The organism is Herbiconiux sp. J20-20, from assembly GCF_057365085.1.
This window is the reverse complement of the sequence record NZ_CP195122.1, coordinates 2,153,054-2,172,741: the sequence shown is the minus strand read 5'-3', so window position 1 is coordinate 2,172,741 and position 19,688 is coordinate 2,153,054. Positions and strand designations below refer to the sequence as shown.

Sequence of the window (19,688 nt, the reverse complement as noted above, 5' to 3'; positions counted from 1 at the left end):
GGGTCAGTCGCGTGCGACCCAGGTCGAGAGCGCCTGCCAGAGCGGCGCGTAGCCGTCCCACTCCATGAACGGCGGCGGCGCCCAGTGCGGCGACATGTCGGAGGTGAAGACGCCGGTGCGCCCGGCCCCGGCCGTCGTCACCGCGACCAGCGGGTCGCCGGCGACGGTCGCCAGCAGTTCCGCGCCCTCGCGCGGGGTCGTGCGGTTGTAGCCGAGCAGCGCCGGCCACTCGGTGCCGACGCCGCCGAGCGCGGCGTGCTCGGGCGCCAGCACCTCGATCGGCGCGCCCTCGGGACGCTCGGCACGGTCGTCGGTGGTGAGCATTCCGACCGGCAGGATCTCGGCGAGCTCGGTGTTGGCGTAGTTGGCCTTCGCGTCGATGCCCGAGAACGAGAGGTAGCCGCCGACCATCAGCAGGCCGCCGCCGGCGAGGACGTAGTCGCGGATCGCGGTCAGCTTGTTCGGCTCGGAGGCGCTGCGCCCGAACACGGCGCGGCTCAGCAGGAACGTGTTGGCGCCGACATCGCTGATGACGACGAGGTCGTACTCGGCGAGCGCCTCGGCAGTCGCCGGGAACGACGTCTCGACGGTGTGCGCCGGCAGGTGGGTGACGCTCCAGCCGTCGGCCTCGAGCGCCGCGCGGAACTCCTGCCCGCCCTCGACGTACTCGGTCGACGTGAAGCTGTCGAACCCCTTCTGGTGGATCATGTGGGTGGTCCAGGACTCACCGAGGAGGAGTGCGTTCTTCACGTGGTGCCTTTCAGCTGCGGGGTGCGGGGTCGTGCCGACGAGCGGCGGTCTCCACGCTATCGGTCGGCCCGTGGGCGCCGATCCGCGCATAGGTTCGCCATAGGAAGTGTCTCTACTTTCGTCGAATGCTCAATCAACCTCTGACCCAGATCGCGACGCGCTCCCCGCTCGTCGCCAGCGCAGCCGCTGTCGCGCTCGCTCTGACGCTCGCCAGCTGCGCCGCCGTCGACGACACCGCGACGGACACCAGCACCGCCGACACCACCACGACGGAGACGACCAGCGACTCGACCGTCGTCGCCCTCGCGGAAGCCTTCGACGCGACGCTGTCGGACTCGCAGAGCGCCGACCTGAACGACGACTACACGTTCGCCAACGCCTCCAACTGGTCGAACCTGCCCGCGGGCGGCGACCGTGCCGGGCTCAAGACGGAGAGCCTCTCCGACGAGCAGTGGGCCGCCCTCGAGGAGCTGCTGGCCGCCGCGACCGGCGCCGACGACAACGAGGGCTTCGATGAGATCCTTCAGCACCTCGCCGCCGACGACTACCTCGACGACGTCAGCACCGACCCGGTCTACGGTCGCGGCAACTTCTACATCGCCTTCCTCGGCACCCCGAGCACCACGGGCACCTGGGAGCTCCAGTTCGGCGGCCACCACCTCGCGCTGGCCAACACCTACATCGACGGCGAGCTCGTCGGCGCGACCCCGTCGTTCCGCGGCATCGAGCCGTTCACGACCGAGGACTACGACGGCCTGACGATCGAGGCGGAGCAGCAGGAGCAGGCGGCCTTCGCCGCCATGCTGGCCTCGTTCGACGCTGACCAGCTCGCGACGGCGGAGCTCGGCAGCTCCTTCGGCGACGTGCTGCTCGGCCCGGGCGACGACTGGGCGTTCCCGACCAGCTCGGACGGCATCCCCGGTTCCGAGCTGAGCGACGAGCAGAAGGCGCTCGTGCTCGCCGCGATCAACACCTACGTGGGCGACCTGGCGGAGGCCGACGCGGCCGTGATCCTGGCCGAGTACGAGGCGGAGCTCGACGAGACCTACATCTCCTTCTCCGGCTCCAGCGCCGTCGACTCCGCGGGCGACTACGTGCGCATCGACGGACCGTCGGTGTGGATTGAGTTCTCGATGCAGGCCGGTGTCACGCTGCCCGAGGCGCACCCGCACGCGGTGTGGCGCGACAAGACCAACGACTATGGCGGCCTCACTTCGTAGCCGGCACCGCGTCGCGCTCGTCGCCGTTCTGGCGGCGGGCGCCGCGGTGTGGGGGCCGGCGCTCCCCGCGTCGGCCCACGTCGTGCCGTCGAGCACGATCGAGCTCGACGTCGCCGAAGACCACATCACCGCCGACCTCACGATCCCGGTGGCCGACCTTCAGGTTGCGGCCGGCATCACCTTCGCCGACCCGACGGGCAACGTCAGCTCGGCCGAGGCCGAGCAGGTCACGGCGTATCTGGAGGCGCACACCCGCGTGAGCTCGGATGCGGGCACGTGGACGGTCGAGGTCGACGAGGTCGCCCTCACCGAGGTGGAGCAGGAGAGCGTCGGGACGTTTCCGGCGATCACGGCGACCGCGCTGCTCACCCCGCCGTCGGACGGCGACGTGCGCCAGTTCGTGCTCGACTACGACGCGGTCGTGCACCAGCTGGTGACGGCCGACATCTACGTCATCGTGGGCAGCGACTGGGCCGCCGGCGAGCTGGAGTCGGCCCGCGAGATCGGCGTGATCGGCCTGAACACGGTGACCGGCGTGGTCGACCCTCTCGTGGTCGATCTCGATGACGGCAGCTGGTGGCAGGGCTTCACCGGGATGGCTGCGCTCGGCATCTCGCACATCGCGGAGGGCACCGACCACCAGCTCTTCCTGCTGACGCTGCTGCTGCCCGCCCCCGTGCTCTTCTCGGCCGGGCGCTGGGGCGCACCGGCGCCGCGACGCACCGCTCTGCGCCGAACACTCGCCGTCACCTTCGCCTTCACGGTGGGGCACTCGATCACGCTCGCGCTCGGCGCCCTGGCCATTCCGGTCGCGCGCCAGCCCGTCGAGGTGCTGATTGCCGTGAGCATTCTGATCGCCGCCGCCCACGCGATCCGTCCGATCTTCCCGGGCAGGGAGGCGCTCATCGCCGGGGTGTTCGGCCTCGTCCACGGGGCCGCCTTCTCGACCGCGCTCGCCGACCTGAACCTCTCGGGCGGCCCGCTCGTCCTCAGCCTGTTCGGTTTCAACCTCGGCGTGGAGCTCATGCAGCTCGCGGTCGTCGCCGCGGTGCTGCCGCCGCTGATCGTGCTCGCCCAGACCGCGGCGTTCCGCCCGATCCGGATCGGCGCAGCACTGCTGACCGCCGTCGCGGCCACCGGCTGGCTGCTGGATCGCCTGGGCGTTGCCACCCCGCTCGGCACGGCCGCGGAGGCACTGACGCCCGCATCGCCGTGGATCGTCCTCGCGCTGTGGATCGCGGCGGCGGCCGTGTTCGCCCGGGCGCGGATGTCGGATCCCCGTGCCGGAGCAGAACAGGAGCTGACGGCCGCCACGACGCGAGGCTCGTGATTCGCGCGACTCGCGGGGGGGCTCCGCCAGCCCTCAGCGCTCCGCGGGCGCCCGTGACCGCTCAGCTCGACGCGGCTCGGTTCAGCATCCGCTCGCCGGGGTCGACCTGGCGCGCGATACTCGCCAGTCGGTCCGTCGCGTCGCCCAGCGCGAGCTTTCGACCCTCGCTTCCTTCGCAGAAGTTCAGCAGGCGGGCGTCGATCGTCCACGACTCCAGCGCGCTCAGCGGTCCCTCGACGGCGCGGCGCCCCGCGACCATCGCCTCCGCGGTCGGCGTCACCGCCACCGTGAACAGCGCGAACTCGCCAGCGACCGCGCCGATCGCGCCGGCCCCGTCGGGGGCCGCGGCGATCGCGCCGCCGAGATGACGCAGCTCCGCGAACATGAGCCCCGACTCCCGTGACGACGCCGCGACGAAACGCGCGAGGGCGTCGTCGGTGAGCCCCCCGAGGATCGAATGCGCCGACACGTTCGGAGTCGGAACCGGCGGATCCATGTGGATCTCGAGAACCGCCGCCGCGGGGACGCGCGCGAAGCTGTCGATCTCCGGACCGAGCGCGCGCAGCGGCGCGAGAATCCGGGCCGCCACGTCGTCGTCGTCCAGGATCGCTCCGTCGATCACGATGATCGAGCGACCGGAGAGGAACGGCGGGAGCTCCGGCAGCGGCGGGAAGTGCATCACGCGCAGCGATGTCGTCGCGGTATCCGGTGCCGTCGCCGCCCAGTCACGCCAGGCGGTCGCCACAGCGGCGGCGTGTCCGGCATCCCACAGCAGCATTCCGGCGAACACGTCTGGCTGCGGAAGCAGCTCCAGCTCCACCGCGGTGACAACTCCCAGCCGGTCGACGCCGCCGCGCAGCGCCCACCAGAGCTCCGGGTCGCTCTCCGCGCTCGCCTGGTGGACGGATCCGTCGGGCAGCACAACCTCGATGGCGCGGACGGCGTTGATCGCGAGCCCGTGCCGACGCGCGTAGAAGGAGAGTCCACCCTGCAGGCTGTAGCCCACCGCCGAGACATCGCCCGCCGAGCCGTGCAAAGCGGTGAGACCGTGTGCCGCGGCGGCCTCGACGACCTCCCGCCACGTGGTTCCGCCGGCGACTCGAGCGCGACGCGTCGCGGCGTCGATTTCGACGCCGGTGAGGTCGCGCAGATTGATCAGCAGCACATCGGCGAGCGGCCGCCCGGCCAGGGCCTCGGCCGCGTGCCCGGTGGCCTGTACCGCGATGCGCAGACCTGCCCGACCCGCGGCGCGAACCACCTCGGCCACCTCCTGGGCGGAGCGCGGAACCGCGACGGCAGCGGGGTGCTGGTCGATCGCCGTGTTCCAAGCCTGGCGGGCCTCGTCGAATCCCGCGTCGCCAGGCAACAGGACACGACCGTCGAGAAGGCCGCGCAGCGATGCGGCGGCGGATGCGGTGGACGATGCGGAATCGCTCATGTCAGCTCCCGGGTCTCTCAACTTGAGGCTGGGTGGTCGACGCGAACATGGCCGCCACGGTGCCAGCCCCACTCGGATTCACTGAGTTTTGCACGACTTCGGCGCGACGCCAACCCGGAATTCGCTGGACGAAGCACCGGGAGCCCGTCGCGGAGTTTCCACTCTGGAACGCATGAGTTTCCAGAATCCCTCGAAGCTCCGCCGCCAGGATTCGAACCTGGACCTAACAGCTCCAAAGGCTGTCGTGCTGCCGTTACACCACAGCGGACCGCGCAAATGCGCCCAACCAGTGTGCCACGTCGCGCCTCGGCGCCCGTCGGCCCCGGGCCGCGATAATGAGCAGATGACCGCCGAACCTCCTGCCGACGAAGTCGACCGCATCGTCGACGCCTGGCAGCGCGAGCGGCCGGACCTCGACTTCGCTCCCCTGCAGGTGCTCAGCCGGGTCGCCCGGCTCTCGCGCCACCTGGAGCGCGCCCGGCGCGCGGCCTTCGCCGCCTCGAATCTGGAGCCGTGGGAGTTCGACGTGCTCGCGGCGCTGCGCCGTGCCGGCTCGCCCTACACGCTCAGCCCGAAGGCGCTGCTGCAGCAGACGCTCGTGAGTTCGGGCACCATGACGAACCGCATCGATCGGCTGGTCGAGCGCCGCCTCGTGCTGCGGCACACCGACCCGCACGACGGGCGCGGCGTGCTCGTCGCGATGACGCCGGAGGGGCGCGAGCGCGTGGATGCGGCGATCAGCACCCTGCTCACCGGCGAGGCCGAGCTTCTCGCCCACCTGAGCTCGGCGGATCGCGAGCGGCTGAGCGGGCTGCTGCGCCGCCTCAGCCTCGACTTCGACTAGGCCGGCAGCAGTTCCGAGATCAGCGTCTCGATACGGCCCTTGATGTCGTCGCGCACGCGGCGCACCGTCTCGAGATCCTTGCCGGCCGGGTCTTCCAGCTCCCAGTCCTCGTAACGCTTGCCGGGGAAGATCGGGCAGGTGTCGCCGCAGCCCATCGTGATGACCACATCGGAGGCCTTCACCGCATCCGTCGTCAGGATCTTCGGCACATTGCCGGTGATGTCGATGCCCTCTTCGGCCATCGCCTCGATCGCGATCGGGTTGATCTGGTCCTTCGGCTCGGAGCCGGCGGAGAGCACCTGGATGCGGTCGCCGGCGAGCGCCGACAGGAATCCGGCGGCCATCTGCGAGCGACCCGCATTGTGAACGCAGACGAACAAGACGGTGGGGGTTTCAGCCATGCTCAAATCATAGATCACGATCTATGAAAGGTCGAGCGAGGCCAGCAGCTCGCGCACCCGACGCTCGATGTCGTCGCGGATCCCGCGCACGCGCTCGAGCGACTGCCCCACCGGATCTTCGAGCTCCCAGTCGAGGTAACGCCGCCCGGGATACACCGGGCAGGCATCGCCGCAGCCCATCGTGACCACCACATCGGCCGCACGGACCACCTCGTCGGTGAGCGGCTTCGGGAACGCCGCGCCGAGCGGCACCCCGATCTCATCGAGCACCGTCGCGATCGACGACCGCACGGCGTCGGCCGGATTCGACCCCGCGGTCCGCACCACGACCCGGTCGCCCGCGAGCTGTCGCAGGATCGCGGCCGCCAGCTGCGAGCGTCCCGCGTTCTGCACGCAGACGAAGAGCACCTCGGGAGCGGCGCCCGGCGCGTGCTCCGCCGCGGCGAGCGCCGTCAGCCGCTCGGCGGCGAACTGCGCCGTCCGCGAGGCGAGGTAGCGCCGATCGGAGGCGCGCTCGGCGAGCAGGTCGCGGCTCTCCCGCACGTAGCGCTCAACCGTCTCTCGCGAGAAGGTGCCCGCGAATCTGAGGGCGAGATCGTCGGCGACCCGCCCCAGCACCTCGTCGGAGTCGGCAGCCGGGCGCACCGCGCCCACCGCGTCGATCACCGCATCGAGGTGATCGGGCGAGACCGAGTACCAGGTGCGCCGGCCCTCCGGCTCGCCCACCAGGATGCCGGCCTCGACGAGCGCGCGAACGTGATGGCTCACCGTGGGCTGGGTCAGCTCGAGCGACTCGGCGAGCCGACCGACGAGCGCCCGCGCCTCGGGCGCCGCCAGCACAAGTGCCACGAGCCGCCGGCGGGTCGGATCGGCCAGCAGTGCGAGCGGGGTCGCGTCGTCGAACGTCCGATCCATAGACGTCAGTCTATGATCACTCTCGTGCCTGACATCGATCGCCCCGCCGCCCGCCTGCTCGCCGAGTTCCTGGGGAGCGCCGGGCTCGCGACCGTCGTGCTCGGCTCCGGCGTGATGGCCTCGCGCCTGACCGACGACGTCGCCCTGCAGCTGCTCGGCAATGCCTGGGCGACCGCACTCGGGCTCGCGGTGCTCATCATGGTGTTCGCGCCGATCAGCGGCGCCCACTTCAACCCCGTCGTCACGCTCGTCGATGCCGCGCTCGGGGGACGCAGCTGGGCCGAGACCGCCCGCTACATTCCCACCCAGATCCTCGGCTGCATCACCGGCGCCGTCATCGCCAACCTCATGTTCGAGCTGCCCGCGATCAGCTGGAGCACGACGGAGCGCGCGACGCCCGGCACGCTGCTCTCCGAGGCGGTCGCCACCGCGGGCCTCGTGCTGGTGATCTTCGCCCTCGTCCGCACCGGCCGCGGGGCCCTGGCAGCTCCGGCGGTCGGCGCCTACATCGGCGGAGCGTACTTCTTCACCAGCTCGACGAGCTTCGCCAACCCCGCCATCACGATCGGACGCATGGTCAGCGACACGTTCGCGGGCATCGCCGCCTCCTCCGCCCCCTGGTTCATCGCCGCGCAGTTGCTCGGGGCGGCAGCCGCGATCTTCCTGGTGCGCGGCCTGTTCCCGCTGCCCGCAACCGTCTCCGCTGAGGCCCGCATCACCGCGGCGTAACACTCGAGCCGGGAATTTCCGCGGCGGCGCGCGCGCTGTAACACTGGACCCCGGGGTGCTTCGGCATCCCCCCTCCCGTGCCGCCACGGGATCACTCCCGATCGAAGGACGCCTCATGGCCCGCATCCACAACGACATCACCGAGACCTTCGGCAACACGCCGCTCGTGCGGCTGAACTCCGTCACGAAGGGCCTCGGCGCCACCGTGCTCGCCAAGCTCGAGTTCTACAACCCCTCGGCGAGCGTCAAGGACCGACTCGGCATCGCCATCGTCGATGCGGCCGAGAAGTCGGGTGACCTGAAGCCGGGCGGCACCATCGTCGAGGCCACCAGCGGCAACACCGGCATCGCGCTCGCGATGGTGGCGGCCGCACGCGGCTACAAGACGGTGCTGACGATGCCGGAGACGATGAGCCAGGAGCGCAAGTCGCTGCTGAAGGCATTCGGCGCCGAACTGGTGCTGACCCCCGGCTCCGAGGGGATGAAGGGCGCCGTCTCGGCAGCCGAGGAGCTCGTCGCGAAGACGCCCGGCGCGATCCTCGCGAAGCAGTTCGCCAACGCGGCGAACCCGGCCATCCACTTCGCCACCACCGGCCCCGAGATCTGGAACGACACCGACGGCGCCGTCGACATCTTCGTCGCGGGCGTCGGCACCGGTGGCACCGTCTCCGGCACGGGCGCCTACCTCAAGCAGCAGAAGCCCGAGCTGACGGTCGTCGCCGTCGAGCCCGAGGAGTCCCCGATCCTCAACGGCGGCGCCCCCGGCCCGCACAAGATCCAGGGCATCGGCGCGAACTTCGTGCCCGAGATCCTCGACCGCGAGATCTACGACGAGGTCATCGACGTCAACATCGCCCAGTCGGTGGCGATGGCGCGCCGCCTCGCCGTCGAGGAGGGCATCCTCGCTGGCATCTCCTCGGGCGCCACCGTCGAAGCGGCGCTGCAGCTGGCCGCCCGCCCCGAGAACGCGGGCAAGACCATCGTCGTCATCGTCGCGAGCTTCGGCGAGCGCTACCTGTCGACCGTGCTCTACGAAGACCTGGTCGACTGAGAGTGCTCGAGGACATCCGCACCGCGCGGCGGCGCGACCCCGCCGCGCGGTCGGCGTTCGAGATCTGGCTGACCTACTCGGGACTGCACGCCGTGTGGGGCTACCGGTTCGCGCACTGGCTGTGGACGCACCACCTGAAGACCGCGGGGCGCGCCGTCTCGCAGTTCACCCGCTTCCTCACCGGCGTCGAGATCCACCCCGGCGCGACGATCGGTCGCCGGTTCTTCATCGACCACGGCATGGGCGTCGTGATCGGCCAGACCGCCGAGATCGGCGATGACGTGCTGATGTACCACGGTGTCACCTTGGGCGGCACGAGCCTCGGAGATGGCAAGCGGCACCCGACGCTCGGCGACGACATCGTCGTCGGCGCGGGCGCGACCGTGCTCGGCGCCGTCACCGTGGGCTCGCACTCGGTGATCGGCGCGAACGCCGTCGTCGTCTCGGATGCGCCCGCCCACTCCGTGCTGGTCGGCTCGCCCGCCGTCGCGAAGCCGCGCTGCGCGGAGTCGACCGAGCGCTACTCCGACCCGGCGATCTACGTCATCTAGCCGCGCCCGGCTAGGACAGGCGCGACGAGACCGTCCACGCGGTGCGCCGCACCACCCGCTCCAGCGCGTCAGCGCGCGAGGTGAAGTCGTCGGCGGTCACCGAGACCGAGACCGCGCCGATCGTGTGGCCGTGCGTCGAGCGCACCGGCGCCGCGATGCAGGCCAGCCGCGGCATGTACTCCTCCACCTCGACGGCGATGCGCTCGTGCCGCACCGTGTCGAGCTGCTCGCGCAGGGCCGCCGCATCCGTCGTGCTGCGCCCGGTGATCGCGTGCAGCGAGCGCTCCTCCAGGTGCCGGTCCAGCTCTTCGCGGCTCTTCGCGGCGAGCATGAGCTTGCCGAACGCCGTCACATGCGCCGAATCCGCGAAGCCGACATGCAGCTGCCCGATGCGCGGATGCGCGGGAGAGTCGGCGATATGCGCGACGACGATCTCGTCTGCATGGAACGCCGTCAGGTACACCGGGGCACGCAGCTCGTCGCGGGCCGCCTCCAGCAGCGTGCGCACCTCCGGGGTGGCGAGCACCTGCCGGTTGACCGCCAGCCCCAGCAGGGCGACGGTGCGCCCGAGCACGTAGCGCGGCTCGTGGTGGCGCTTCAGCAGGTAGCCCTGCTTCTGCAGCACGCCGACCAGGCGGTAGGTGGTCGAGAGGCTGAGCCCCAGGGCGGAGGCGATCGACGCCACCTCGGCGCCGTCGTCGCTCGACCCCACGATTTCGAGCACCGCGAGGAGGCGCTCGGCCGCCTGAGTGCCGGACGCGCTCTCCTGCTCCATCGCAGTGCTCACGTGGCCATGCTACGACCGCGGCGCGCACCGCATCCAGCGAGACGACCCCGGATCGGCGACAGATTCGCACATCGTGGGAACGCGCCTTGTTCGACACCGCCCGCCGCCCGCACCATGCTCTCGGGAGGCACCGTGCCACCCGCTGACAAGGAGGTTGGCCACATGGCTCGCATCATCATCCTCACCGGCGACGCCGCTGAGACGCTCGAGGTCTTCTACCCCTACCACCGCCTGCAGGAGGCCGGCTTCGAGGTCGACATCGCCGCCCCGACGAAGAAGAAGCTGCAGTTCGTGGTGCACGACTTCGTCGACGGCTACGACACCTACACCGAGAAGCCCGGGCACAGCTGGGATGCCGACATCGCCTTCGCCGACGTCAACCCCGACGACTACGTCGCGGCCGTCATCCCCGGCGGACGCGCCCCCGAATACATCCGCAACAACGAGGACGCCAAGCGCATCGTGCGCGCGTTCTTCGACCGCCAGTCGCCGGTCGCCGCCACCTGCCACGGCCCGCTGCTGCTCGCCTCGGCGGGCGTGCTGAACGGCCGCACCACCTCGGCGTACCCGGAGCTCGCGATCGACGTCGAGCTCGCCGGCGCCACCTTCGAGGGCGGCGGCGACGTCGTCGACAACAACCTCGTCAGCGCGCGCGCCTGGCCCGACAACGGGGTGTGGATGCGCGCCTTCCTGAAGAACCTCGAGGCCGCGGGCATCACCGCCTAGCGCTCGGGCCTCGTCGGTGGCGCGGCGCCGTCCTCGCGCCGCGCCACCGACCCCGATACGCTCGCGGGCGTGACACGTCGACGCCTTTCCGCCTCCCTGCTGCTCACCACGATCGCGCTCGCGCTCATCCCGAGCGCCGCCTCCGCGACCACCGGCGACACGGCGGCCCCCGAGCCGGTCTCGGTCGTGACCGGGCCGAACGCGGTCAGCGGCGTCAACGACTTCGTGTTCGAGAGCCTCGACGTGGAGTACGAGCTCGGGCGCGACGCCGACGGCCGCTCGACGCTGCGCACCGTGGAGCACTTCGTCGCCGTGTTCCCCGACTACGACCAGAACCGCGGCATGATCCGCGCGATCCCCACCCTCTACGACGGCCACTCGACCCGGCTTGAGATCGTCGCCGTCACCGACGAGACCGGGGCGCCGCGCGACTTTGAGCTCGGCACCGACGGCGACTTCCGCACGGTCACCATCGCGGTGCCGCGCGGCCAGTTCGTCTACGGCGAGCAGCACTACGTGATCGAGTACACGCAGCGCGACGTCACCAAGCACTTCGCCGACACGAACGACGACGAGTTCTACTGGGACGTCAACGGCACCGGCTGGGCGCAGCCCTTCGGCCGCGTCTCCGCCACCGTCGACCTCGCGCCGGGGCTCTCGCGCGTCATGACCGAGACGGCCTGCTACCAGGGCTGGGAGGGCTCCACCGACCCGTGCGAGGTCACTGAGTCGGGCGAGACGGTCACCGTCGGCGCCACCGACCTCGGCCCGTATCAGAACGTCACCGTCGTCATTGCCTTCGCCCCCGGCACCTTCGCGGCGGCACCGTGGGACCCGTTCGCGCTGTTCCCCGCGATCGGCATCGTCGGCGTCGCCATCAGTCTGCTCTCGCTCATCTACGCCGCGTGGGTGCGTTTCGCGAAGTGGCGCGACGAGCCCGGGCGCGGCACCGTGATCGCGCAGTACGAGCCACCGGAGGGGGTCAGCCTGTTCCTCGCGGCCGAGATTCTGGGCAAGAAGAGCAAAGCAATGCCCGCCGAGATCCTCGACCTCGCGGTGCGGCACTGGGTGCGCATCCGCGAGCGGGACGCCAGCTGGGGACGCACCGAGTTCGGCATCGAGGAGCTGGAGGCACCCGCCGGCGACACGCTGCTGCCGGAGGAGGCCCGCATCCTCGCCGCGCTCTCCACGCGTCAGCAGAGCGGCGTGAAGTGGCTCACCAAGAATGACACCGCGCTCGGACGCAAGGTGATCCGCGAGGTGAAGTCGGCGCGCAGCCTCGCGGTGAAGCTGGGTCTGCGGCGCAAGCCGAAGCGGGGACCGGTCTGGATCATCGTGCTGGCGACGGCGGTCGCCTTCGTGCTCTGCCTGCTGGCCGGGTCGACCGGCGAGAGCGAGCCCGCGGTCGCCTTCGGAGTGCTCAGCTCAATGGCGGTGATCTGGGTGGGGATCATCACCTCCGCCGCTCTCGGCAGCCGCAACCCGCGCACGAAGGCCGGCTCCGAGTTGACGGAGCACCTCGAGGGACTTGCCGAGTTCATCCGCTGGGCCGAGGCCGACCGACTGCAGATGCTGCAGAGCGTCACGGGCGCCGAACGGCGCGGCCTCGACGGACGGGCCCTCGGCACGGATGACCGCGAGCGCGTCGTGCGGGTCTACGAGCGTCTGCTGCCCTACGCGGTGCTGTTCGGGCTCGAGAAGCAGTGGGCTTCCGAGCTCTCGAAGTACTACGCCGACGAGTCGCCGGACTGGTACTCGAGTTCACACAGCACGTTCACCGTCGCCGGGTTCGCGGCGGGCGTCGGCTCGTTCAGCTCGACCGTCTCGAGCTCGTACTCCGGCTCGGCGAGCTCCTCGTCATCCGGCGGCTCCGGTGGCGGCGGGTCCTCCGGCGGTGGGGGCGGCGGCGGGGGCGGCGGCGGCATCTAGCCGCGAGCTCGGCACTCGAGCGCTCAGCCTTCGAGCGGTCAGCCTTCGAACGCTCAGCCTTCGAGCGTCTCCGACAGCTCGAGCCAGCGCTCCTCGAGCTCGGCCGACTCGCGCTCGAGCGCCGCGAGCTTCTCCTGCTCGGCGGCGAGGCCGACGTAGTCCGACTGGTCGTGGGCGGCGAAGGCGATGTGGGCATCCTTGATCGCGGCGGCGAGCTTCGCGAGCCGCCGGTCGATCGCCGACACCTCCTTCTCGGCCGCCCGCCGATCCGCCCCAGTGAGTCGTTTCTCCGGAGATTCTGCGGCCGAACCTTGTGTTTCCGGGGCCGGCGCCGCGCTGGAGGCGGATTCTCCGGAGAAGTGACTCGCTCGGAGGGCGAGGTACTCGTCGACGCCGCCCGGCAGGTGCCGCAGATGACCGCCGAGCACCGCGTACTGCTGGTCGGTGACGCGCTCCAGCAGGTACCGGTCGTGGCTCACCACGAGCAGTGTGCCAGGCCACGAGTCGAGCAGATCCTCCATCGCGGCGAGCATGTCGGTGTCGAGGTCGTTGGTGGGCTCGTCGAGAATCAGCACGTTCGGCTCGTCCAGCAGAATCAGCAGCAGCTGGAGCCGGCGCTTCTGCCCGCCGCTGAGGTCCTTCACCGGGGTGGAGAGCTGCGCGCTCGTGAAGCCGAGGCGCTCCAGCAGCTGCCCCGGCGTCAGGGCGACGCCGTTGCTGACGAACTCGGCCTTCTGCCGACCGATCACCGCGCTGACCCGCTCCTCGGCGATCGAGGCCAGTTCGTCGAGCCGCTGGTCGAGCACCGCGATCTTGACCGTCTTGCCGCGCTTGACGCGTCCGCTCGTCGGGGTGACCGTGCCCGCGACCAGGCCGAGCAGGGTCGACTTGCCCGCCCCGTTGACGCCCAGGATGCCGGTGCGCTCCCCCGGTGCGATGCGCCACTCGATGTCTTTCAGCACCTCGACATCGCCGTAGCGGACGCCCACGTCGAGCAGGTCGACGACGTCCTTGCCGAGCCGGGTGACCGCGAGCTGCGAGAGGCTGATGCTGTCGCGCACGGGCGGCTCGTTCTCGATCAGCTGGTTGGCGGCGTCGATGCGGAACTTCGGCTTGCTCGTCCGGGCGGGCGCGCCCCGGCGCAGCCAGGCGAGCTCCTTGCGCAGCAGGTTCTGCCGCTTCGCCTCGCTCGCCGCCGCCATCCGGTCGCGCTCGACCCGCTGCAGGATGTACGCCGCGTAGCCGCCCTCGAAGGGCTCCAGGATGCGGTCGTGCACCTCCCAGGTGTCGAGCGAGACCTCGTCGAGGAACCAGCGATCGTGGGTGACCACCACGAGTCCGCCCTGCTTCGGCGACCAGCGGGTCTTCAGGTGCTGGGCGAGCCAGGCGACCCCCTCCACGTCGAGGTGGTTGGTGGGCTCGTCGAGGAAGATGATGTCCCAGTCACGGGTGAGCAGCGCCGCGAGCGCCACCCGGCGACGCTGACCGCCGCTGAGGTCGCCGATGCGCGCCTCCCACGGCAGGTCGCGCAAGAGGCCCGCGATCACGTCGCGGGCACGGGCATCCCCCGCCCACTCGTGCTCGGCGCGGTCGCCGACGACGGCTCGCGAGACGAGCTCATCGTCGGGCAGCTGATCGGACTGGTCGAGCATGCCGAGCGTCACGCCGCCACGGCGGGTCACCCGCCCCGAGTCCGCCTCCTGACGGCCGGCGAGGATGCGCAGCAGCGTCGACTTGCCGTCGCCGTTGCGGCCGACGACGCCGATCCGATCGCCCTCCTCGATGCCGACGGTGATGCTCTCGAAGACGACTTTGGTCGGATACTCGAGCGCGAGCTCCTCCGCGCCGAGCAGATGTGCCATGCCTTCGAGCCTAAGGTGTCGGCATGGAGGCGAAATCCCCGGGCACGCGCATCGAGGTCGAGATCGTGCAGCTGCTCGCCTCTCCGGTGCACCGCTACGAGGGCCGGCCCGCCGACGGGCCGCGGCCGATCGACGGCTCCGAGCTGCGCGATTCGATCGAGCTGCGCGCCGGGCTGGGCGTCGTCGGAGATCGGCACTTCGCGCATCCGGCGCACCGTCAGGCGAGCGTGACGCTGCAGAGCGTCGAGGCGCTCGAGCACGTCGCGCGCGAGCTCGGCGTGCCGGTGCCAGGGCTCACGGAGACGCGGCGCAACGTCCTGCTGCGCGGCGTCGACGTGGATGCCCTGGTCGGCACCGACTTCACGCTCGACTCCGGCGCCGGGCCGATCCGCTTTCACGCGCACCGGCCGGCGAACCCGTGCGCCTGGATGAACGAGGCGATCGCGCCGGGGGCGCACCGGGCGCTGCTGCGCCGCGGCGGCATCCGCGCCGAACCGCTCACCGACGGCAGCCTGAGGCTCGGTCCCGCGATGCTCAGGGTGCACGCGGCCGCCGCCTGAGCCTCGCCGCCTGAGCCCCGCCGCCTGAGCCCCGCCCCGCTCCGCATCCGCACCCGCACCCGCACCCGCACCCGCAGTGTGACGTTTCTCCGGAGAATCCGGTGCACGGCGCACCCGCACGCCCGTGTTTGTTGGGCTCGACGGCTCACCGGACGCGAAACCTCCGGAGAAACGTCACACTGCGCGCGGGCGCCGGGCGCCCGGGGCGCGGAGCGGGACGTGCTCAGTCGGCGATGATGCGGGCGCCGTGCACCGGGCCGGTGGCCCGCACCGCGTTCACCTGCGCCGCCGAGAGCGCCACCTGCAGCTCGAGCGCCGCGTCGAGGTCGGCGGCGAGGAACGCGACGGTCGGACCGGAGCCGGAGACGATGCCGGCGAGGGCGCCGTTGCGCTCCCCCAGCTCCAGCACGCTGCCGAGGCCCGGTTCCAGATGCAGCGCAGGGGCCTGCAGGTCGTTGTGCATGGCGGCGGCGAGCATGTGGGCATCGCCCGCGCGCAGCGCCTGCAGCACGTCGGTGTCGACACTCGGGCTCGGGTCAGCCGGAGAGATGTCGCGCGCGTGCCGTTCGCGGTGCGCGTCGAGCTCCTGATATACGGCAGGCGTCGAGAGCCCGAAGTCGGCGAGCGCCAGCACCCACTGGAAGCTTCCCGAGGCCAGCGCGGGTGAGAGCTCGTCGCCGCGGCCCGTGCCGATCGCCGTGCCGCCGGTCAGCGCGAACGGCACGTCGGCGCCGAGCCGACGGGCGAGCTCGTACATCTCGTCGCGCGGCAGCTCGGTTCCCCACAGCGCGTCACACGCGACGAGCGTCGCGGCGGCGTCGGCGGAGCCGCCACCCATGCCACCCGTGACGGGCACGTGCTTCTCGATCGCGATGTGCGCCCCACCGCGGTAGCCGGTCTTGGCGGCGAGCAGCCGCGCGGCCGTGATGGCGATGTTGGAGCCGTCGAGCGGCACCCGGCCGAGCTCGACGCTGCCGGAGACGGAGACCGAGAAGTCGTCGGCAGGCGTCACGATGACGTCTTCGGAGAGCGACACCGCCTGGTAGGCGATCGCGACGTCGTGATAGCCGTCGTCCTGCAGCGCGCCGACCTTGAGAAAGACGTTGATCTTGCCGGGTGCGCGAACATGCACCCGACTCAGCTGCCCCCGAGACACCATGCCCCAACCCTAGTCGGGCCGCGCGTCACCCCTTCACGCGTGTGGATGCGTCCCCGCGCGGGCGATCGCCAGGAAGTCGACGACGGTCAGCTGCTCGCCCCGCACGGTCGGCTCGACGCCGGCCGCCTCCAGCCGCGCGCTCGCCGCAGCCGAGCCGCCGAACAGCTCCGCGAGAGCCTGTCGCATCATCTTCCGGCGCTGGCCGAACGCCGCGTCGATGATCTGGAACGTCGCGCGGCGCTCCTCCTCCGTGCCCGGGCGCTCGGCGCGCTCGAAGCCGACGAGGATGGAGTCGACGTTCGGCACCGGCCAGAAGATCTGCCGACTGACCTGACCCTGCGTGAACCAGCGTCCGTACCAGGCGGCCTTCGCCGACGGGGAGCCGTACACCTTCGACCCGGGGGTGGCGGCGAGACGCTGACCGACTTCCGCCTGCACCATGACGAGCGCGGTCTCCAGGCTCGGGAAGGTCTCGAGCAGGTGCAGGAGCACCGGAACCGACACGTTGTACGGCAGGTTGGCGACCAGGCGCCGCGGTGCGGCGGGCAGCTCGGTCACGCGCAGCGCATCCGCGGTGATGACGACGAGCGGGGCGCCGGGCTGGAGCGTCTCGACCGTCGTCGGCAGCTGCGCGGCGAGCCGGGAGTCGATCTCGACCGCCGTCAGCCGAGCGCCGGCCTCCAGGATGCCGAGGGTCAGCGAGCCGAGCCCCGGGCCGACCTCGAGCACCTCGTCGCCGGACTCGATCTTCGCCAGACGGACGATGCGCCGCACCGTGTTGGCGTCGACGACGAAGTTCTGGCCGAGCTTCTTGGTGGGTTGAACGTCCAGCAGCGTCGCGAGGTCGCGGATCTCGGCGGGACCGAGCAGGCTCACCGCGGACCCAGGTGGGGAAGGTCGATCGGCGTCGTCGGCGGCGCGAACGGTCCGGGCGGCGCGTCGACGGGTGCGTCGTCCCAGTGCCCGTAGACGAGCTCCGTGTTGGAGCTGAGCTGGGCGGCGAGCATCGACGCATCCGTGCCCAGGTGAGCGGCCATCGCCCGCACGGTGTGCGGCATCAGGTAGGCGGAGTTCGGCCGACCGCGGAACGGCGTCGGCGTCAGATACGGGGCGTCGGTCTCGACGAGCAGGTTGGCCCGCGGCACGGCGGCGAGGGCGTCGCGCAGGTTCTGCGCGTTCTTGAACGTGACCGTGCCGGCGAACGAGAGGTACCAGCCGCGGCGCGCGACCAGCTCGGCGAACGCTGCGTCGCCGCTGAAGCAGTGGAAGACGACGCGGTCGGGGGCGCCGACCCGGTCGAGCACGCGCACGATGTCGAGGTGCGCGTCGCGGTCGTGGATCTGCAGCGCGAGACCGCGCTCTTTGGCGATCGCGATGTGCGCCTCGAAGGCGCGCACCTGGGCGGCCTTGCCCTCCTCGCTCTCGGTGCGGAAGTAGTCCAGCCCGGTCTCGCCGATCGCGCGCACGCGCGGCTTCGCGGCCAGTTCGGCGATGCCGGCGAGGTGGTCGTCGAGCTCACCGCGCTCGGCGAGCTCGGGCGCCTCATTCGGGTGGATCGCGACGGCGGCGAGCACCCGCGGCTCGCGCGCGGCCACCTCGGCGCTCCAGCGCGAGGTCTCCAGATCCGTGCCGACCTGCACGACCCCGCGCACGCCGACGCTGGAGGCGCGGTCGAGCTGCTCGCGGTAGTCGAGCGGCTCGTCGCCGTCGGCGATCTCCATGTGCGTGTGGTTGTCGTAGACCGGAACCACGAGCGCCTCCGGCAGCGGCGGGTAGTCGCGGCCGCGCGCGGCGGCGGCGTGCTCCCGCGCCCGGAGGAAGGAGTCGCTCACGCCGAGCCCACCTCCGCGGTCTCCTCGATGCGGGGGAACAGCGCCTGCAGCGCCGACACGGTCGTTCCGGCGGGCAGCTGACCCCAGCTTCCCGCTTCGCGGATCTGCTGATCGCCGAGCACACCGAGTGCCGGTTCCGCGCCGAGCGCCGCCCAGAGCTTCGCGGTCGCCTCCGGGATGACCGGGTGCAGCAGCACGGCGAGCGCGCGCAGACCGTCCGCGGCGGTGTAGAGCACCGTGCCGAGTCGCTCGCGCGTCGCCGGGTCCTTCGCGAGCACCCACGGCTCCTGGTCGGTGATGTAGCCGTTAAGCTCGTCGACGATCGTCCAGATGGCGTCGATCGCCTCGTTGATGGCGAGGCGATCGATCGCGGCATCCGCGTTCAGGGCGGCGGCCGCCACGGTGCGCTGGATGGCGAGGTCGGCCTCGTCGGACGGTCCCGCCTCCGGCACGACACCGTCGAAGTACTTGCTCAGCATCGCGATCACGCGCGAGGCGAGGTTGCCGAAGCCGTTGGCGAGCTCGGAGTGGTAGCGGGCCGAGAGGTCCTCCCACGAGAACGAGCCGTCCTGGCCGAAGGTGATCGCACTCATGAAGTAGTAGCGGAACGCATCCGAGCCGAAGGTGTCGGTGATCTGGCTCGGCGCGATGCCGGTCAGCTTCGACTTCGACATCTTCTCGCCGCCGACCAGCAGCCAGCCGTGACCGAAGACGCGCGTCGGCACCGGGAGCCCGGCGGCCAGCAGCATGGCGGGCCAGATGACGGCGTGGAAGCGCGCGATGTCCTTGCCGACCAGCTGCACGGCGGGCCAGCGGCGACGGAACTGCGCGTCGTCGACGCCGTAGCCGATCGCCGAGATGTAGTTCAGCAGCGCGTCGAACCACACGTAGACCACGTGCGTCTCGTCCCACGGCACCTTGATGCCCCAGTCGAAGCTCGAGCGCGAGATCGACAGATCCGACAAGCCCTGCCGCACGAACTGCATGATCTCGTTGCGCACGCTCTCCGGCTGGATGAAGTCCGGCTGCGACTGGTAGAGGTTCATCAGGTCGTCGGCGAAGGCGCTCATCCGGAAGAAGTAGTTCTTCTCCTTCAGGATCTCCACCGGGCGCGAGTGGATCTTGCACAGCTTCTGCCCGGCGAAGTCGCCGGTCTCGGTCTCCATCAGGTCATCGAGCTGCTTGTACTCCTCGCAGCCGACGCAGTAGAAGCCCTCATAGAAGCCCTCGTAGATGTGCCCGTCGTCGTAGAGCTGCTGCAGGAACACCGCGACGGCCTTCTCGTGCCGCTCGTCGGTGGTGCGAATGAAGTCGTCGTTGGCGATGTTGATCGTCGACAGCAGCGGCTGCCACGCCTCCGCCACGAGCTTGTCGGCCCACGCCTTCGGGGTGGTGTCGTTGGCGACCGCGGTGCGCAGGATCTTCTGGCCGTGCTCGTCGGTGCCGGTCAACAGCCAGGTGTCGTCACCGGCCTGCCTGTGCCAGCGCGCAAGAACATCGGCGGCCACCTCCGTGTACGCGTGGCCGATGTGGGGCACGTCGTTGACATAGAAGATGGGCGTCGCGATGTAGAAGGAGGCGCCTGCAGGCATGAGGGTCAGTCT

The 19,688-nt window shown here is 70.9% G+C and carries 19 protein-coding genes and 1 tRNA gene; 9 read left to right on the top strand and 11 right to left on the bottom strand.

Annotation, left to right across the window (positions count from 1 at the left end; all coding sequences use genetic code 11):
* Nucleotides 1-3: 3 nt before the first annotated feature.
* Nucleotides 4-750 (bottom strand): glutamine amidotransferase, encoded by a 747-nt coding sequence (locus ACR3ZA_RS10520; RefSeq protein ID WP_473661910.1) that lies wholly within the window; start codon nt 748-750, stop codon nt 4-6.
* Nucleotides 751-875: 125 nt separating this feature from the next.
* Here ACR3ZA_RS10520 and ACR3ZA_RS10515 point away from each other — a divergent pair, with 125 nt between their 5' ends.
* Together ACR3ZA_RS10515 and ACR3ZA_RS10510 are read left to right on the top strand one after the other, a co-directional pair.
* Complete coding sequence (locus tag ACR3ZA_RS10515; RefSeq protein ID WP_473661909.1) at nt 876-1,970, top strand: DUF3500 domain-containing protein; 1,095 nt, start codon at nt 876-878, stop codon at nt 1,968-1,970.
* Nucleotides 1,951-3,300: a HupE/UreJ family protein gene (locus tag ACR3ZA_RS10510; protein ID WP_473661908.1), complete on the top strand. Its 1,350-nt coding sequence runs from the start codon at nt 1,951-1,953 to the stop codon at nt 3,298-3,300. Before ACR3ZA_RS10515 ends, ACR3ZA_RS10510 begins: the two co-directional genes overlap by 20 nt.
* A 61-nt stretch (nt 3,301-3,361) precedes the next feature.
* Here ACR3ZA_RS10510 and ACR3ZA_RS10505 read toward each other — a convergent pair whose 3' ends face one another.
* Both ACR3ZA_RS10505 and ACR3ZA_RS10500 read right to left on the bottom strand, forming a co-directional pair.
* Entirely contained in the window at nt 3,362-4,738 is a 1,377-nt protein-coding gene (locus tag ACR3ZA_RS10505) for an FAD-binding protein (protein ID WP_473661907.1), read from the bottom strand.
* Between the two features lie 196 nt (nt 4,739-4,934).
* Nucleotides 4,935-5,006: transfer RNA gene (locus tag ACR3ZA_RS10500), tRNA-Gln, on the bottom strand.
* A 75-nt stretch (nt 5,007-5,081) separates the two neighbouring features.
* On the opposite strand from ACR3ZA_RS10500, the gene ACR3ZA_RS10495 reads away from it, so the two are divergent.
* On the top strand, nt 5,082-5,582 hold the full coding sequence (locus ACR3ZA_RS10495) for a MarR family transcriptional regulator (protein WP_473661906.1): 501 nt from the start codon (nt 5,082-5,084) through the stop codon (nt 5,580-5,582).
* Here ACR3ZA_RS10495 and ACR3ZA_RS10490 read toward each other — a convergent pair.
* Nucleotides 5,579-5,983, bottom strand: coding sequence for an arsenate reductase ArsC (locus tag ACR3ZA_RS10490; protein WP_473554253.1), 405 nt, complete (start codon nt 5,981-5,983; stop codon nt 5,579-5,581). The two genes, ACR3ZA_RS10495 and ACR3ZA_RS10490, sit on opposite strands and share 4 nt — an antisense overlap.
* Before the next feature lie 21 nt (nt 5,984-6,004).
* Nucleotides 6,005-6,898 carry a metalloregulator ArsR/SmtB family transcription factor gene (locus ACR3ZA_RS10485; RefSeq protein ID WP_473661905.1) on the bottom strand — a complete coding sequence of 298 codons (894 nt, stop codon included), beginning with the start codon at nt 6,896-6,898 and terminating at the stop codon, nt 6,005-6,007.
* A gap of 24 nt (nt 6,899-6,922) precedes the next feature.
* On the opposite strand from ACR3ZA_RS10485, the gene ACR3ZA_RS10480 reads away from it, so the two are divergent.
* From ACR3ZA_RS10480 to epsC, 3 genes are all read left to right on the top strand, one after another.
* On the top strand, nt 6,923-7,627 hold the full coding sequence (locus ACR3ZA_RS10480) for an aquaporin (protein ID WP_473661904.1): 705 nt from the start codon (nt 6,923-6,925) through the stop codon (nt 7,625-7,627).
* A 115-nt stretch (nt 7,628-7,742) separates the two neighbouring features.
* Nucleotides 7,743-8,678: a cysteine synthase A gene (gene cysK, locus ACR3ZA_RS10475; protein ID WP_473661903.1), complete on the top strand. Its 936-nt coding sequence runs from the start codon at nt 7,743-7,745 to the stop codon at nt 8,676-8,678.
* Nucleotides 8,675-9,229, top strand: coding sequence for a serine O-acetyltransferase EpsC (gene epsC / locus ACR3ZA_RS10470; RefSeq protein ID WP_473662311.1), 555 nt, complete (start codon nt 8,675-8,677; stop codon nt 9,227-9,229). Before cysK ends, epsC begins: the two co-directional genes overlap by 4 nt.
* 10 nt (nt 9,230-9,239) lie before the next feature.
* Here epsC and ACR3ZA_RS10465 read toward each other — a convergent pair whose 3' ends face one another.
* Nucleotides 9,240-10,016: an IclR family transcriptional regulator domain-containing protein gene (locus tag ACR3ZA_RS10465; protein WP_473661902.1), complete on the bottom strand. Its 777-nt coding sequence runs from the start codon at nt 10,014-10,016 to the stop codon at nt 9,240-9,242.
* A gap of 162 nt (nt 10,017-10,178) precedes the next feature.
* On the opposite strand from ACR3ZA_RS10465, the gene ACR3ZA_RS10460 reads away from it, so the two are divergent.
* Nucleotides 10,179-10,742, top strand: coding sequence for a DJ-1/PfpI/YhbO family deglycase/protease (locus tag ACR3ZA_RS10460; protein WP_473661901.1), 564 nt, complete (start codon nt 10,179-10,181; stop codon nt 10,740-10,742).
* Nucleotides 10,743-10,811: 69 nt separating this feature from the next.
* The gene (locus ACR3ZA_RS10455; protein ID WP_473661900.1) at nt 10,812-12,671 is read left to right on the top strand and encodes a DUF2207 family protein; all 1,860 of its coding nucleotides are present in this window, start codon (nt 10,812-10,814) and stop codon (nt 12,669-12,671) included.
* A 53-nt stretch (nt 12,672-12,724) separates the two neighbouring features.
* Here ACR3ZA_RS10455 and ACR3ZA_RS10450 read toward each other — a convergent pair whose 3' ends face one another.
* Nucleotides 12,725-14,533, bottom strand: coding sequence for an ATP-binding cassette domain-containing protein (locus tag ACR3ZA_RS10450; protein WP_473661899.1), 1,809 nt, complete (start codon nt 14,531-14,533; stop codon nt 12,725-12,727).
* Between the two features lie 23 nt (nt 14,534-14,556).
* Here ACR3ZA_RS10450 and ACR3ZA_RS10445 point away from each other — a divergent pair, with 23 nt between their 5' ends.
* Entirely contained in the window at nt 14,557-15,093 is a 537-nt protein-coding gene (locus ACR3ZA_RS10445; RefSeq protein WP_473661898.1) for a molybdenum cofactor biosysynthesis protein, read from the top strand.
* A gap of 223 nt (nt 15,094-15,316) precedes the next feature.
* On the opposite strand, the gene ACR3ZA_RS10440 is transcribed toward ACR3ZA_RS10445, so the two are convergent.
* From ACR3ZA_RS10440 to metG, 4 genes are read right to left on the bottom strand one after another with little or no spacing between them, the layout of a single operon-like run.
* The gene (locus tag ACR3ZA_RS10440) at nt 15,317-16,252 is read right to left on the bottom strand and encodes a 4-(cytidine 5'-diphospho)-2-C-methyl-D-erythritol kinase (RefSeq protein ID WP_286718421.1); all 936 of its coding nucleotides are present in this window, start codon (nt 16,250-16,252) and stop codon (nt 15,317-15,319) included.
* A gap of 33 nt (nt 16,253-16,285) precedes the next feature.
* Nucleotides 16,286-17,128, bottom strand: coding sequence for a 16S rRNA (adenine(1518)-N(6)/adenine(1519)-N(6))-dimethyltransferase RsmA (gene rsmA / locus ACR3ZA_RS10435; RefSeq protein WP_473661897.1), 843 nt, complete (start codon nt 17,126-17,128; stop codon nt 16,286-16,288).
* Nucleotides 17,125-18,084 carry a TatD family hydrolase gene (locus ACR3ZA_RS10430; protein ID WP_473661896.1) on the bottom strand — a complete coding sequence of 320 codons (960 nt, stop codon included), beginning with the start codon at nt 18,082-18,084 and terminating at the stop codon, nt 17,125-17,127. The genes rsmA and ACR3ZA_RS10430 overlap by 4 nt, the downstream gene beginning before the upstream one ends.
* Nucleotides 18,081-19,676, bottom strand: coding sequence for a methionine--tRNA ligase (gene metG / locus ACR3ZA_RS10425; protein WP_473661895.1), 1,596 nt, complete (start codon nt 19,674-19,676; stop codon nt 18,081-18,083). Before metG ends, ACR3ZA_RS10430 begins: the two co-directional genes overlap by 4 nt.
* Nucleotides 19,677-19,688 lie beyond the last annotated feature (12 nt).